The sequence below is a fragment of the Leifsonia sp. NCR5 genome (assembly GCF_002105485.1).
Classification (GTDB): domain Bacteria; phylum Actinomycetota; class Actinomycetes; order Actinomycetales; family Microbacteriaceae; genus Leifsonia.
The window spans coordinates 106,413-120,770 of the sequence record NZ_NCSR01000006.1 but is presented as its reverse complement, the minus strand read 5'-3'; the positions used below and the strand labels follow the sequence as shown (position 1 = coordinate 120,770).

Annotated in this window: 14 protein-coding genes; 5 read left to right on the top strand and 9 right to left on the bottom strand. The window is 71.2% G+C overall.

From position 1 onward, the window contains the following. Positions 1-53 precede the first annotated feature (53 nt). Positions 54-935, bottom strand: a complete 882-nt coding sequence (locus tag B7438_RS07365) for a LysR substrate-binding domain-containing protein (protein ID WP_085368940.1) — start codon at positions 933-935, stop codon at positions 54-56. Positions 936-1,149: 214 nt separating this feature from the next. Here B7438_RS07365 and B7438_RS07360 point away from each other — a divergent pair, with 214 nt between their 5' ends. The 4 genes from B7438_RS07360 to B7438_RS07345 all read left to right on the top strand — a co-directional run bounded on the left by B7438_RS07360 (position 1,150) and on the right by B7438_RS07345 (position 7,960). Then, entirely contained in the window at positions 1,150-6,153 is a 5,004-nt protein-coding gene (locus B7438_RS07360) for an ExeM/NucH family extracellular endonuclease (protein WP_143465692.1), read from the top strand. Between the two features lie 109 nt (positions 6,154-6,262). Further along, complete coding sequence (locus tag B7438_RS07355; RefSeq protein WP_256921906.1) at positions 6,263-6,721, top strand: hypothetical protein; 459 nt, start codon at positions 6,263-6,265, stop codon at positions 6,719-6,721. Further along, the gene (locus B7438_RS07350) at positions 6,715-6,933 is read left to right on the top strand and encodes a helix-turn-helix transcriptional regulator (RefSeq protein ID WP_143465690.1); all 219 of its coding nucleotides are present in this window, start codon (positions 6,715-6,717) and stop codon (positions 6,931-6,933) included. The genes B7438_RS07355 and B7438_RS07350 overlap by 7 nt, the downstream gene beginning before the upstream one ends. 34 nt (positions 6,934-6,967) lie before the next feature. Then, positions 6,968-7,960 carry an NAD(P)-dependent alcohol dehydrogenase gene (locus tag B7438_RS07345; protein ID WP_256921905.1) on the top strand — a complete coding sequence of 331 codons (993 nt, stop codon included), beginning with the start codon at positions 6,968-6,970 and terminating at the stop codon, positions 7,958-7,960. A gap of 26 nt (positions 7,961-7,986) precedes the next feature. On the opposite strand, the gene B7438_RS07340 is transcribed toward B7438_RS07345, so the two are convergent. From B7438_RS07340 to B7438_RS07315, 6 genes are read right to left on the bottom strand one after another with little or no spacing between them, the layout of a single operon-like run. Next, positions 7,987-8,307 (bottom strand): CHY zinc finger protein, encoded by a 321-nt coding sequence (locus tag B7438_RS07340; RefSeq protein ID WP_179150751.1) that lies wholly within the window; start codon positions 8,305-8,307, stop codon positions 7,987-7,989. Then, positions 8,304-8,900, bottom strand: coding sequence for an energy-coupling factor transporter transmembrane component T (locus tag B7438_RS07335; protein WP_085368889.1), 597 nt, complete (start codon positions 8,898-8,900; stop codon positions 8,304-8,306). The genes B7438_RS07340 and B7438_RS07335 overlap by 4 nt, the downstream gene beginning before the upstream one ends. Next, positions 8,894-9,580, bottom strand: coding sequence for an energy-coupling factor ABC transporter ATP-binding protein (locus tag B7438_RS07330; RefSeq protein WP_085368888.1), 687 nt, complete (start codon positions 9,578-9,580; stop codon positions 8,894-8,896). The genes B7438_RS07335 and B7438_RS07330 overlap by 7 nt, the downstream gene beginning before the upstream one ends. After that, positions 9,577-10,737 (bottom strand): thiolase family protein, encoded by a 1,161-nt coding sequence (locus B7438_RS07325; RefSeq protein ID WP_256921904.1) that lies wholly within the window; start codon positions 10,735-10,737, stop codon positions 9,577-9,579. The genes B7438_RS07330 and B7438_RS07325 overlap by 4 nt, the downstream gene beginning before the upstream one ends. Beyond that, a complete protein-coding gene (locus tag B7438_RS07320; RefSeq protein ID WP_256921903.1) occupies positions 10,734-11,894 on the bottom strand; it encodes a class I adenylate-forming enzyme family protein in 1,161 nt (386 codons plus the stop codon). The genes B7438_RS07325 and B7438_RS07320 overlap by 4 nt, the downstream gene beginning before the upstream one ends. After that, complete coding sequence (locus B7438_RS07315; protein WP_085368887.1) at positions 11,891-12,517, bottom strand: biotin transporter BioY; 627 nt, start codon at positions 12,515-12,517, stop codon at positions 11,891-11,893. The genes B7438_RS07320 and B7438_RS07315 overlap by 4 nt, the downstream gene beginning before the upstream one ends. 107 nt (positions 12,518-12,624) lie before the next feature. Between B7438_RS07315 and B7438_RS07310 the strand changes: the two genes are divergently transcribed. Beyond that, entirely contained in the window at positions 12,625-13,269 is a 645-nt protein-coding gene (locus B7438_RS07310) for a TetR family transcriptional regulator (RefSeq protein WP_085368886.1), read from the top strand. Here the strand turns inward: B7438_RS07310 and B7438_RS07305 are convergent. Continuing rightward, positions 13,250-13,630: a DUF3566 domain-containing protein gene (locus tag B7438_RS07305; RefSeq protein ID WP_085368885.1), complete on the bottom strand. Its 381-nt coding sequence runs from the start codon at positions 13,628-13,630 to the stop codon at positions 13,250-13,252. The two genes, B7438_RS07310 and B7438_RS07305, sit on opposite strands and share 20 nt — an antisense overlap. Positions 13,631-13,710: 80 nt before the next feature. Continuing rightward, positions 13,711-14,346, bottom strand: a complete 636-nt coding sequence (locus tag B7438_RS07300) for a ScbR family autoregulator-binding transcription factor (RefSeq protein WP_085368884.1) — start codon at positions 14,344-14,346, stop codon at positions 13,711-13,713. Positions 14,347-14,358: the final 12 nt, after the last annotated feature.

Genomic DNA, 14,358 nt, shown 5'->3' with positions numbered 1-14,358 from the left:
GACCGACACCGGCGCGAGCAGCGTTGTCGCAGCCCGCCCTACCGCCGGCCGGCCTACCGCCGCCCGTCCAGCCCCAGTTCCTCGCGCACGAACCGCGCGAACTGCGACGCGGCGGCCGATTCGCTGCGCGCCAGGTTCCTGGCAAGCCCGATCACGCGCACCGCCTCTTCCGCCAGCGGCACCAGCGTCACGCCCGGCTCGGTCGAGGAGTCCGGCAGCAGCGCGATCCCGACCCCGTCGCGCACCAGCGCCTGCAGCGTCACCAGCTCGGTGACCTCCAGCACGATGTTCGGCACGATCCCGCGCCGGGCGAAGTATGCGTCGGCGATGTGCCGCAGCCCGGATCCGGTGCGCAGCGCGACGAACTCGAACGGTTCGAGGTCGTCCACGTCGATCACCGCGCGTCCGGCCAGTGGATGCGCATCCGGCACCCCGACCGCCAGTCGTTCGGAGGTCAGTGGTCGCCACTCGATCTCGCGGTCGCGGGGGTCCGGGCTGGTGAACGCGAGGTCGGCCGCTCCCTCGCGCAGCGCATCCAGCACCGTGTCCGCCGTCCCTCCGCGCAGCACGAACCGGATGTCCGGGAACAGCGCGCGGTACTCGCTCACCACGCGCGGGATCAGCCAGTGGCCGAACGACGACACGTACGCGACGGACACCGTGCCCGCCGAGGGGTCGCGCAGCGCGTCGATGCGCGCGCGGGCCTCCTCCAGCTCGGTCTGCGCCCGGATGCCGTGGGCGAGCAGGATCTCGCCGTACTGGTTCAGCTCCAGGTGGTTCTTCTTGCGGTCGAAGAGCTCGACGCCCATCTCCGCCTCGAGCCTGGCGATGGTCCTGGTCAGCGTGGACTGGGAGACGCCGAGAGTGTCCGCTGTGTCGGCGAGATGTCCGTCTGCCGCCAGCGCTCTGAACTGGGCGATCTCTTCGATCCGCATGGTGCCATCATGCCGGACCATCGCCCCTTCGTGTGTCGGTGGCCCGTGATTCAATGTCACATGTGAGTATATCAGCCGGAACCCGTGCTCGAATGAGCACCCTCGAACAGGGGGTGTTGTCTGTACGTTCACTCAGGAGTCACGGTCCGGTTCACTGCGCTCCATACGGTGTGCCAGGACCCAGCCGTCCGACCAGTCCCGACCGAGGAGAAGCATGTTGAGAAGATTCGGCAGAGCGTGGCAGATCGCCACCGCAGCCGCTGTGGGGGTCGGGCTCGCTGCCGCGCCTCTCACCGCGGTGCCGGCCACCGCCAGCGTCGACGCCACGAGCGTCGTCATCAACGAGGTGTACCTGTCAGGGGGAAGCGCGGGCGCCGCGTACTCCAGCAAGTTCGTCGAGCTCTACAACCCGTCGAGCCAGCCCGTCACGGTCGACGGCTGGTCGGTGCAGTACCGCCCGGCCACGGGCACGGCGGCGGCCACCGGCCTCACCGCTCTCACCGGCAGCATCGCCGCGTACGGCTACTACCTCGTGCAGGGCAGCTCGAACGGGGCGAACGGCGCGGCTCTTCCGACTCCGGATGCGACGGGAACGCTCAACCCGTCCGGCTCCGGCGGCACCGTCATCCTCTCGAACACCGCCACCGCAGTGACGCCGCCCGTCGGCGACGCGAGGAACGCATCCGGGATCGTCGACCTCGTCGGCTACGGCACGTCGAACACATTCGAGACGAAGGCAGCCGCGGCGCCGGCAGGCAACACCGACGTGAAGTCGCTCACCCGCACCGGGTTCTGGGACAGCGACGACAACAGCGCAGACCTCACCCTGACCGCCACCATCACGCCGCAGAACGCCGCGACGCCCGCGGGCGGCCCGGCCACGGAGCCGGCACCCGGAGGCACCGACCCCGGCACGGGAGGCGACCCCAGCCCACCGGCCGGTGACAGCATCCCGATCGCCGAGGTGCAGGGCACCACCGATGTCAGCCCGAAGGCGGGCACGACGGTCACCACCAGCGGATTCGTGACGGCCGCGTACGCGACCGGCGGTTTCAACGGCTTCTACATCCAGACCCCTGGCACGGGCGGCGCGATCGACCTCGCGATGCACCAGGCCTCCGACGCGGTCTACGTCTACGGCTCCGCGGCCACCGCAGCGGTCACCGTCGGCCAGTACGTGCAGGTCACCGGCGCCGTCAGCGAGTTCGCCGGCCTCACCGAGATCACCCCGGCATCTGCTGCCGGTGTCGTCGCGCTCGACCCCGCAGGACTCACCGCCCCTGCTCCCGCGACTGTCGGCCTCCCGGCGACCGCAGCGCAGCGCGAGTCCCTCGAGGGCATGCTGCTCGCACCGCAGGGCGCGTTCACCGTCACCGACGTGTACTCCACGAACCAGTACGGCGAGATCGGCCTCGCGGCCGGAGAGACGCCGCTGGTCCAGCCAACGGAGACCGCACGCCCCGGCACGCCGGAGTACGCGGCGGCGGTGGCGGACAACGCCGCCCGCGCCGTCACGCTCGACGACGGAGCGTCCACCAACTTCCTCAGCGCGGCCAACAAGGCCAAGCCGCTGCCGTACCTGTCGGTCACCGCGCCCGTGCGCGTCGGCGCGCCGGTCACCTTCACGAAGCCGGTCGTCCTCGACTTCCGCAACAACGTGTGGAAGTTCCAGCCCACCTCCGAGCTGACGCCGGCCACCGCATCCACGGTGCAGCCGGTCACCTTCGGCAACACCCGCGCCGCCGCCCCGGCCGCCGTGGGCGGCGACCTGAAGCTGGGCACCTTCAACGTGCTGAACTACTTCACCACCACCGGCGACCAGCTCACCGGCTGCACGTTCTACACCGACCGCGACGGCAACAACATCACGGTGAACAGTGGATGCGACGCGCGAGGAGCAGCGGACGCCGCCAACCTCAAGCGCCAGCAGGACAAGATCGTCGCGGCCATCAACGGGCTCTCCGCCGACGTCGTCTCCCTCGAAGAGATCGAGAACTCCGCGCGCTTCGGCAAGAACCGCGACGACGCCCTCTCGAAGCTGGTCACCGCGCTCAACACCGCGGCGGGCAGCCAGGTCTGGGCGTTCGTGCCGTCTCCGGCAGCCGTGCCGTCCAGCGAGGACGTCATCCGCACCGCGTTCATCTACAAGAAGGCGCACGCTGTGCCGGTGGGCGAGTCGCGCATCCTGATGGATGCGGCGTTCGCCAATGCGCGCCAGCCGCTGGCCCAGGCGTTCAAGAAGGTCGGCACGCCGGACTCCTCGGCGTTCATCGCGGTCGTGAACCACTTCAAGTCGAAGGGGTCGGGAACGGGAGCCGACGCCGACCAGGGTGACGGGCAGGGTGCGTCGAACGCCTCCAGAGTCGCCCAGGCGACGGCGCTCGTCGGGTTCGCGAACACGCTGAAGTCCACGCTCGGCTCCGACAAGGTGCTGCTGATCGGCGACTTCAACGCCTACCTCAACGAAGACCCGATCAAGGTCATCACCGACGCCGGGTACATCGACCAGGTGCACACCCGCACCACCAAGGCGACGTACTCGTTCGGTGGCACGGTCGGCTCGCTCGACCACGTCCTCGCCTCTCCTGCCGCCAATGCGGTCATCACCGGCGCGGACGTCTGGAACATCAACTCCGGTGAGTCCATCGCGCTCGAGTACAGCCGGTACAACTACAACGCGACCAACTTCTACGTCGCAGACCAGTACCGGTCGAGCGACCACGACCCGATCGTCATCGGGATGGGGCTCGGCGCCGGCGCGAAGACCGTCAACCTGCTGAACATCAACGACTTCCACGGTCGGATCGACAGCAACACGGTCAAGTTCGCCGGAACCATCGAGAAGCTGCGTGCGGCAGCGGGGGAGCAGAACACACTCTTCCTCTCCGCCGGCGACAACATCGGGGCGTCGCTGTTCGCCTCGGCGTCCGCCGGTGACCTCCCGACGATCGAGGTGCTCAACACGCTCGGCCTGAAGGCGAGCGCCGTGGGCAACCACGAGTTCGACAAGGGCTTCTCCGACCTCACCGGCCGGGTCACCTCCGCCGCCGACTTCAGCTACCTCGGTGCGAACGTCTACACGAAGGGCACGACCACGCCGGCGCTGCCGGAGTACGCGACCTTCACCGTGGACGGGCTGAAGGTGGCCGTGGTCGGAGCCGTGACGCAGGAGACCCCGACGCTCGTGTCGCCGGGCGGCGTCGCATCGCTGGACTTCGGCGACCCCGTCGCCGCCGTCAACCGCGTCGCCGCGAAGCTGACGGACGGCAACACGTCCAACGGCGAGGCCGACGTGATCGTCGCCGAATACCACGAGGGCGCAGGCTTCGGCACGCCGGACGGTGCGACGCTCGACAAGGAGGTCGCGGCCGGCGGAGCGTTCGCCGACATCGTGACCAAGACCTCGGCGAAGGTGTCCGCGATCTTCACCGGTCACACGCACAAGCAGTACGCGTGGGATGCGCCGATCCCCGGCGTCTCGGGTGCCACCAGGCCGATCGTCCAGACCGGGAGCTACGGAGAGAACATCGGCCAGATCACCCTCTCGGTCGACGGCGACACCAAAAAGGTCACCGGATACACCGCGGCCAACGTGGCGCGCACGACCGACGCCGACAGCGACCTCGTCGCCGCGTACCCCCGGGTCGCTGCGGTGAAGACCATCGTCGACAAGGCGCTCGCCGACGCGGCGGTGATCGGCAACCAGAAGATCGGTTCCGTGACCGCCGACATCACCACGGCGTACATCGGCGCGGCCCGCGACGACCGGATGTCCGAGTCGACGCTCGGCAACCTCGTCGCAGACTCGCTGGTGTCGACGCTCTCCGCCCCCGACCTCGGCGGCGCGGAGATCGGCGTGGTCAACCCGGGCGGACTGCGGGCCGAACTGCTGAAGGGCACCGACGGCTCCGTCACGTACGCACAGGCCAACGCGGTGCTCCCGTTCGTGAACAACCTGTGGACCACGAGCCTCACCGGCGCGCAGTTCAAGCAGGCGCTCGAACAGCAGTGGCAGACGAACGCGGACGGGTCCGTCCCGAGCCGTCCGTTCCTCAACCTCGGCCTGTCGAAGAACGTGAGCTACACCTACGACGCAGCCCGCGCCGCCGGTGACCGCATCACGAGCATCCTGGTCAACGGAGCCCCGATCGACCCGGCGAAGTCCTACCGGATCGGATCGTTCAGCTTCCTGCTGCAGGGCGGAGACAACTTCCGTGCCTTCGCGCAGGGTGCGAACACGAAGGACTCCGGCCTGATCGACCGCGACGCCTGGATCGCGTACATCACCGCGAACAGCCCGCTCTCGCCCAGCTTCGAGCGCCGCGGCGTCGCCGTCTCCGGCGTGCCGACCGGCACCCTCGACCGTGGCCAGCAGGTCACCTTCCAGGTGTCGAAGCTCAACCTGACCTCCCTGGGCAGCCCGGCGAACACCTCGCTGGACCTCACCTGGCAGGGCAGCGCATCCACCCTCCCGTCCATCCCGGTGGATGCGGACGGAGCGGCGACCGTGAGCTTCACGGTCCCGGCGGATGCGGCGGGAGCGAGCGTGCTCGTGCTGCGCGCCCCCGACTCCGGAACGACGGTGCGTGTGCCGTTGCTGGTCGCGGACGCGACCGGACCCGGCACGCACCCGAAGCCGCCGACGAACCCCATCGCGGCCGCCATCGAGAAGCTGATCCAGGCGCTCAAGGATCTGATCCATGCGCTCGGCAGCGACCACGGGGTGTTCCACCCCGGCGGCACGGTGACGATCAACGTCGGCTCGGCCTTCTCCGGCAGCTGGGTCTCCGCGTGGGTGCACTCCACCCCGCAGAAGCTCGGCGGCGGGTGGATGCAGGTCCCGGCCAGCGGTCAGCTCACGGTGACCCTGCCCGCCGACCTGCCCGCCGGTGAGCACCGGATCGCGGTGCAGGACGCCAATGGCGACGTGATCGGCTGGACCGCCATCACGGTGGCGGCGGCGACCGGCCCCGGCGACCCCGGCACGCCGGGCGACCCCGGCACGCCGGGCGACCCCGGCACGCCGGGCGACCCCGGCACCGGCACCGGCAACGGCAACGGCGCGGCGGGCTCGGGTGGCGGTAACGACGTCATCCAGTCCGGTCTCGCGAACACGGGCGCCGACCTGGCGCCGGCGTTCGGTGCTGCACTGCTCGGCATCCTCGGCGGATTCGTCGTGCTGCTGATCGTCGCGCGCAGGCGCGGCTCGCAGGCGTAGCCAACCGAGTGGCCCCGGACCTCCGCGCACGGCGGACGTCCGGGGCCACTCGCTTTCCATCACGTGTCAAGAATCATTGACATGGAGTGGAGTTTGCTTTACTTTGATCATGTCAGGTTTGTTTGACATGGGAGCTGAGATGACGTACGACGAGAAGAACGCGTGGGCGTTCCTGGTGATCGCGATCGCCGGGTACACCACCTACCTGGCTGTGCTGTTCGGCACCGCGGCCGGCGCTCCGCTCACCGACGTGGACTACGCGCCCATCCTGCTCTGGACGGTGGGCGGCGCGATCGTGGCCGGCATCGTCGCCGGCATCGTGATCGGCCTGGCAGAGCCGAAGGGCGCTGACAAGCGCGACCAGCGCGACCGCGAGGTCAAGGCGTTCGGCGACAGGGTCGGTCAGGCGTTCGTCATCATCGGCGCCGTCGCCGCCCTCCTGCTCGCCCTGGTCCGCGCCGACTGGTTCTGGATCGCCAACGTCGTCTACCTGATGTTCGTGCTCTCCGCGGTCGTCGGCTCCATCGCCACGCTGGTCGCCTACCGCAAGGGGCTGCCGGCATGGTGAAGCCCACCAGGGTGACCAACAGCATCCGGTCGTTGCGGTTCACGGCGGACGAGATGACGCAGGCCGAGCTGGCCGAGCGGGTGGGAGTGACCAGGCAAACCGTCATCGCCATCGAGCAGGGCCGGTACTCGCCGTCGCTCGAGATGGCGTTCCAGATCGCGCGCGTCTTCGGGGTGCCGCTCGACGACGTGTTCCAGTACCCCGAAGGCTGAGCGCGTCCGCGCCCCTCCACCGGATCGAGGACCCATGAGCGACACCGCAACAGCGACGACAATGTCCGCCGTCGTGCAGCACGCATACGGAACCAGCGACGCCCTCCGCGTCGAGACCGTCCCCGTCCCCGTTGCAGGCCCCACCGATGTCGTCGTCGCCGTGCGCGCCGCCGGAGTGGATGCGGGCACCTGGCACCTGATGACCGGCCGCCCGTACCTGATGCGGCTGATCGGCTTCGGTGTCCGCGGCCCCAAGGCGCGGGTGCGCGGCCTCGCGTTCGCCGGCCGCGTCTCGGCGGTCGGCGCCGAGGTGACCGATCTGCGGCCCGGCGACGACGTGTTCGGCTCGGCCGACGGTGCGTTCGCCGAGTTCGTGCGCGCGCAGCGGTCCGCGCTCGTGCGGCTGCCCGCATCCATCGGCTACGAGCAGGCGGCCGCGGTCCCCGTCTCGGCGGTGACCGCGTTGCAGGCGCTGCGCGCCGCGGCCGTCCCCGCGGGCGGGAGCGTGCTGGTGCTCGGAGCATCGGGCGGCGTCGGTCACTACGCCGTGCAGCTCGCCGTCGCCGCGGGCGCGACGGTCACCGGGGTGTGCAGCACGGCCAAGGCCGAGTTCGTGCGCGGTCTCGGCGCGGCAGAGGTCATCGACTACCGCGCCACCGACGTCACGGCGACCGGCCGCCGCTGGGACGCGATCATCGACACGGCGGGCGACCGCCGACTGTCCCGCCTGCGCAGCATCCTGGCGCCGTCGGGCAGCCTGGTCATCGTCGGAGGGATGGGCGGTCCGGTCCTCGGCGGCATGGAGCGAGTGCTCGCCGCCGCCGTCGCCAACCGGTTCGTCCGCCAGCGGTTGATCGGCCTGGTCTCGAAAGAGAACGCGTCCGACCTCGCCGACCTGGCCGACCTCGTCGACGCCGGGGCCTTCACGCCGATGGTGGATGTGGTGCTCCCGCTCGACCGCGCCGGCGAGGCCATCGACCTGGTCGCGTCCGGCGCGGTGTGCGGGAAGGTGGTCGTGGTTCCGTGAGGGGTTGACCCCGACCGCCCGTCGCGTCAGACCTCGAAGTACAGCTCGGTGTGCAGTTTGCACCCCGGATTGAACGCCGCGCCGCACGCCGGGCAGGCATCCACCCCGAGGTACTCGGCGACGGTCAGCTCGTGCTCGCACACCCCGCACAGCACCGCGCGTTCGTCGCGCCGGTCGAGCGGCCACTGCTCCGCCGGATGGTCCGCAGCCTCCGCGTGGCACAGATGGCACGGGTAGTACTCGCCGCAGCACGCGAACCGGATGGCGATCACGTCGAGTTCCGTCCGGTAGTGGATGCACCGGGTCTGGTCGTCGACGGTCGGACCGAGCACGCGCATCCCGGTCATCGGACGCCTCGCGCCGTGAGGGCATCACCGAGGTCGTCGGCGTGTTTGAGCGAGACGACGAGGAACGGGATCACGAAGCCGACGATACCCGGCCTGGCTCCGCGGGCGCGCTGTGCCTCCCGCACCCCGGCCGCGAGCCGGGACAGCACCGGCACCGTGTTGATGGTGACTGCGAGCATCAGGGCGACGCGCTGTGCGTCCACCCCGAGACGCTCGAACGGTCGCAGCCCACGCTCGAACGCGTCGAGGAGCGCGGCGACGCGGGTGGTGAGGACGAGCATCCCGGCGAGCAGGATCGCGGTGACGACCCGCGCCGTGTTCGCGACGGCCGCCTCCGCGTCGAGGAAGATCAGCTGACCGACCAGCGTGATGACCACCACCCAGCGGACCGCGACCACCTGCCGGCCGAGCTCCCGCATCCCGAGCCCGCAGACGAGGTAGCCGACCACGGCGATCGCCGCTGCGACCCCGGCCGCCCACCAGGTGGACGGCAGGAAGGAGACGGCGAGCACGACCGCGAGCAGCACGGCGGCCTTCGGTCCGGCCTGGGCGCGGTGCATCCAGCCGGTGCCGGGGCGGTAGAGGGTCACCATCGCAGGCTCGCCTCGTACTCGGCGATCACGTCCGCCGGAGCACCCACCGCCGCGATGCGCCCTGCGTCGAACAGCACGGCCACCTCGCACCGCTCCGCCAACCGCAGGTCGTGGGTGAGCAGCACCAGCTGGTGCCCGGCGTCCTCGAACAGGTGCTCGGCCACGCGGCGGGCGTTGCGCGCATCCAGGTAGGCCGTCGGCTCGTCGGCGATCACCAGCTGCGGCCGCCGGATGAACGCCCCGCACAGCGCGAGCAGCTGCTTCTGCCCGCCGGACAGGTCGTGGGCGGCCCGGTCGGCGAGCCCGGTCAGCCCGAACCGGTCGAGGGCGTCGGCCACCCGAGCGGCGGACTCGGCGGCCGGCAGACGCTCGCTGCGGAGGGAGAACGCGGCGTCCTCCGCCACCGTCGGCATGATGATCTGCGCATCCGGGTTGCTGAACACCACACTCACCAGCCGCCGCAACGCGGAAGCCTGCCTGCCCGGGTCCAGCCCGTGCACCCGGACGCTCCCCGAGCTGGGCGCCACGAGCCCGGCCAGCACGCGCGCGAACGTGGACTTGCCCGACCCGTTGGCGCCGACCACGGCGATCCTGGATGCGTCGAGCGCGACACTCACATCGTCGAGCGCGACGGTCTCGCCGAGCTGCACGGTGAGGTGGTCGAGGGCGATGGCGCTCATCGCACCACCTCGAACACGGCCGCGACGCCCATCCCGCCGCCGACGGACGCCGCCGCGACGCCGAGCGTCCCCGCGGGAGCCCCACCGCGCACGAGCCTGCTGAACAGCCGCACCACGGCGACCGCCCCGCTCGCACCCCACGGATGCCCGAGCGCCAGCGCACCGCCGTCGGTGCAGACGCGGACGTCGCCGTCGGCCACCCCGATCCGGTCGAGCACGGCGATGGTCTGCGACGCGAACGCCTCCACGATCTCGAACGCCGCCACGTCGGCCACGGTGCGGCCGGTGCCACCCACGCGCCCGAGCGCTTCGAGGATGGCCGCCGCCGCCCCCACACCGGGCAGCGCCGGATCGCAGCCGACCACCGCGTCCGCCCGCAGCGCGAGTCCAGGAACACCCACCCCGCGCAGCGCCCCCGGCACGAGCAGCACGGCAGCCGCCCCGTCGCTCACCCGGCACGAGTTCCCGCCGGTCACGCTGCCGCCCTCGAACAGCGGCGCGAACCGGGCCAACACACGCTCGTCCGCTCCGGATGCGCCGAGCTCGTCGCCCGACACCCCCTCCACCGGAACCAGCTCGCCCGCATACCGCCCGTCGGCCACCGCCGCGAGCGAACGGCGACGGCTGCGCGCAGCGTACGCATCCTGACGCGACCGCGGGATGCGGTCTTCCGCCGCCAACCGCTCAGCGGCCTCGGTCATGCCGGGGTCGGGGAATCCGGTCGGCGCGAACGGCGCCCTGTCGTACGGGACGCCGTCGACCGACCGTACGGGCGCCGTCGACGCGCTCTCCACCCCGCCCGCGATCCTGGGCCGCTCGTCGCCGCCGCGAATCGCGTTTGCCGCCTCGATGACGGCGGCCAGCCCGCTCCCGCACTGCCGGTCCACGGTCATGCCGGGCACCTCGACCCCGAGCCCCGCGAGCAGTGCAGCGACCCTGGCCGGGTTGCCGCCCGGGCCCATGCAGTTGCCGAGCACGACGTCCGCGACGGCGACGGTAGGGGTGGGATGCGGGGGAGTGGATGCGGCGGCCCAGTCCTCGAGCACCGCGCGCAGCACGGGCGCGGCGAGCCGGTCCACCGTCACCTCCGCCAGCCCCCGGCCACGTGTGGCGATCGGGGTGCGGCGTGCCGCCACCACGATGGGATCGCCGCTCACAGTCCGCTCACTTCACCCGTGAGGACGCTGCGCAGCAGCTCCGCCCGCGCAGGCTTCCCCGACGCGGTGCGGGGCAGCGCGTCCATGGCGAACCACCGCCGAGGGACGTGTGTCGGCGCGAGCACCGCCCGCGCCTGTGCGCGCAGTTCACCAGCGAGCACCTCACCCTCCGCACCACCCCGCGCCAGCTCCACCACCGCAGCCACCAGCGCCCCGACCCCGTCGTTCGGCAGCCCGAACACCACGGCATCCGTCACGCCAGGCAACCCGAGCAGCGCCGCCTCCACCTCCGCGGGCACGACGGTGGCCGCCGCCGTGAGAATCGCGTCGTCCGCCCTCCCCGACAACCGGATGCGCCCATCCACGATCTCCGCCCGGTCGCCCACCGTGCACCAGGCGCCGTCCCGCCGCAGCGGGCCGTCGCCGCCCAGATACCCCGAGGCCGCATACGGCGACCGCACCCACAGCTCGCCGTCGCGGATCTCCACCTCCACCCCCGGGAACGGTCGCAGCCCGTCGCCGTGGTCGACCGCGACGAACGACAGCTCGGCCGCGCCGTAGTAGGCCACCACCCGGATGCCGCGCTCCTCCGCGCGGGCGCGCGTTCCCGCATCCAGGTCGGCGCCACCCACGAGCGCCGCCCGCAGCAGCGGTGTCGCGGCCGGGCCGGCGTCGAGGATCGTGCGGAGTGCGCGCGGCGTCCCGTGGAACAGGGTGGCGTCGGCGAAGTCGCTCACGACCACCGCGTGGCCTCCCGGCATCAGCAGCTCGGGTCCGCCCTCCGTCGCCCGGGCGATCGAGAACAGCGACAGCGACGATGCCGCGGGCGCGGGGAGCGCCAGCACGTCCCCGTCCTGCACGCCGAGCAGCGCATCCACTGCGGCGAACGACGCGGACCACGACTCCGCGGTGCGCACCACGATCCGCGGCGCGCCCGTGCTCCCCGAGGTGAGCGTCGCCCACCCGATCCCCGGCAGCGGCCCCGCCGCCTCCGCGGTCGCGCGCACCTGCCGCCACTGCTCCTCCGGCCACCGGTCGTCGCCGACCAGCGGCACATCGCCCGCAGCCCGCACCGAGTGGATGCGGTCGATCAGCTCGCGCGCCGCACCCGCGGTCGCCGAACCCGCCCCCACCAGCGGCACGATCACCCCGGTCACGACACCCCGGCCTCGTCGCGCACCGGCTCGCGCTCCTCGTCCGCCCGCACGCGCCCGCGCGTCCGGAACGCCCGCGGGTATGCCCGCGCCAGCGTCATCGTGATGGCCACCGCCAGCGCCGCCTTGATGAGGTCGCCGGGCAGGAACACCGTGCTCTGCAGCGCCGTCTCCGCGAGGGGGAGGCGGGTCACGAGTGCCTGGATCGGGATGCCGAACGCGTAGATCGTGATGATGCCGCCGGTGACGATGCCGACGATCGTCCTCGTCCAGGTGGGGGTGCGGCCGCCCGCGTGCACGATCAGGCCGATCACGAACGCGCCGACCACCCAGCCGAACAGGTAGCCGGCCGACGGGCCGACGAAGACGCCGATGCCGCCGCGGCCTCCGGAGAGCAGGGGGAGGCCGACCGCCACCAGGGCGAGCAGTACCAGCATCGAGAGGGCGCCGCGCCACGGTCCGAGGATCGCTCCGGCGAGCATCACACCCAGCGTCTGCGCCGTGATCGGGACGGCGCCGAACACCGAGAAGCCGCCGGGGAGGCCGAGGACGGCCACGATGGCGGCGAAGACCGCGATCCTGGCGATGTCTGTCGCGTCGATGCGCGTGCTGGCGGGTCGGGACATGGGTGCTTCCTCACGGTCGGGGTGCGGGTGCTGCTCCGGAACGCCGTTCATCGGAAGGCTCGCACCTGAACACTGTTCACCTGAACAGCGTTCACTATACTGATCGGGTGACGGAAACGGAAAGCACCGGCAGGCGGCACACCCGCGACGACGTGGCGCGCACGGCCCTGCGCATCCTGGACGACCACGGCCTCCCCGATCTCACCATGCGCCGTCTGGCCGCGGCCCTCGACGTGCAGCCGAGCGCCCTCTACTGGCACTTCCCGAACAAGCAGACGCTGCTGGCCGAGCTCGCCGACCGCATCGTCTCCCACGGCCGCCCCGCCGCAATGGCCCCCGCATCCACCGCCACCGCATCCACCGCCACCGCGCCCACCGACTGGATGCACGCCGTCCGCTCCGAGGCCGCCGCGCTCCGGGATGCGCTGCTCGCCTACCGCGACGGAGCCGAGGTGGTCTCCAGCACGTTCGCCCTCGGCCTCGGGTCCACCGCGGCGGTCGACCGGCTCGCCTCCGCCGTCGCGCTCGGCGGGTTCGACGACCACACCAGCGGCCGTGCGGCGACCGCGTTGCTGCATTTCATCCTCGGGCACGTCTCGCACGAGCAGCAGCGGATGCAGTACGACAGCTTCGGCGTGGTCGCCGGCGGTGTGACCACATCCAGCATCGACGAGGACGACCCCGCTGCTGCATTCCGGTTCGGCGTCGACCTGCTGGTGGGCGGGCTTGAGTTCAGTCGCTCCCGAAGGTGAGCTTCCAGCCGCCGACGACGCGGGTGGCCAGGTTGAACAGGGCGGCGAAGATCGCGCCGAGCGCTGACACCACGATCAGTTCGAGCAGTGCGACCACCAGCGTGAACGTGAGCATGTTCGAGAACGTCAGGTCGGAGACCAGCGCAGAGCCTTGCGTCCCCGCGATGCTCTCCAGGAAGTCGCGGAGGGAGCCGATCGCGCCGAGCTTGTCGAGCACGCTCCACACCAGAAGGGCGATCACCACCGTGAGCACGGCGAGCACGACGGCCACCAGGAACGACAGCTTGAGCGCCGACCAGAAATCGATGTAGACCATGCGCATCACTGCGCGTTTGCTTTTGGCCTTCCGTGCTGCGCTCATATCGGCCCCTCCCGGTGTCGCTGTTCGCCACCATGATTCAGAGGCGATCCCCGCTGTCAGTGTAACGGCGGGCGCGACGTTCAGCCCTCAGGGACGAGCAGGGGGAGCGTCGACAGCGCCTCGTACCTCTCCGGCGGCACGATGCCGGGCAGGAGCACGATCCACAGCTCCCTGACCCGCTGCAGCAGGTCGGCGCGGTCGGACAGCGTCTCCGAGACCAGCTGCACGCCGGTGAACGCCGGGATCAGGAAGTGCGCGAACATCGACGGGTCCACCGTCGCGACGATGTCGCCTTCCGCAATGCCGCGGACGGTGAGGTCCTCGACGGCGCGCAGCCAGTCGTCGTACGGGCCGTCGACGGGTTGCTCGAACCCCGACCTGTCCGTGGTCAGCCGGATGCCGGCCTTGACCACCGGGTCGGTGAGCAGTTGCTGGGCGAGTCCGGCGCAGAGCAGCACCATCGTCTGCAGGGCCGGCAGCTTCTTCGCCATGACCTCGGAGCCGGAGGCGAACGCGCGCTCGTGCTGCTCGTCGATCACCGCCCTGGCGATGTCGTCCTTCGACTGGAAGTGGAAGTACAGCGCGCCCTTCGTGACGGAGGATGCTGTGGCGATGTCGGCGATCGAGGAGAAGCCGTAACCCGAGCGCTCGAACGTCTCGGCTGCGCCGAGGATGATGGCGTCTCTGGTGGCTTGGGCGCGCGCCTGTTTGACCATGAGGTGGGTTCT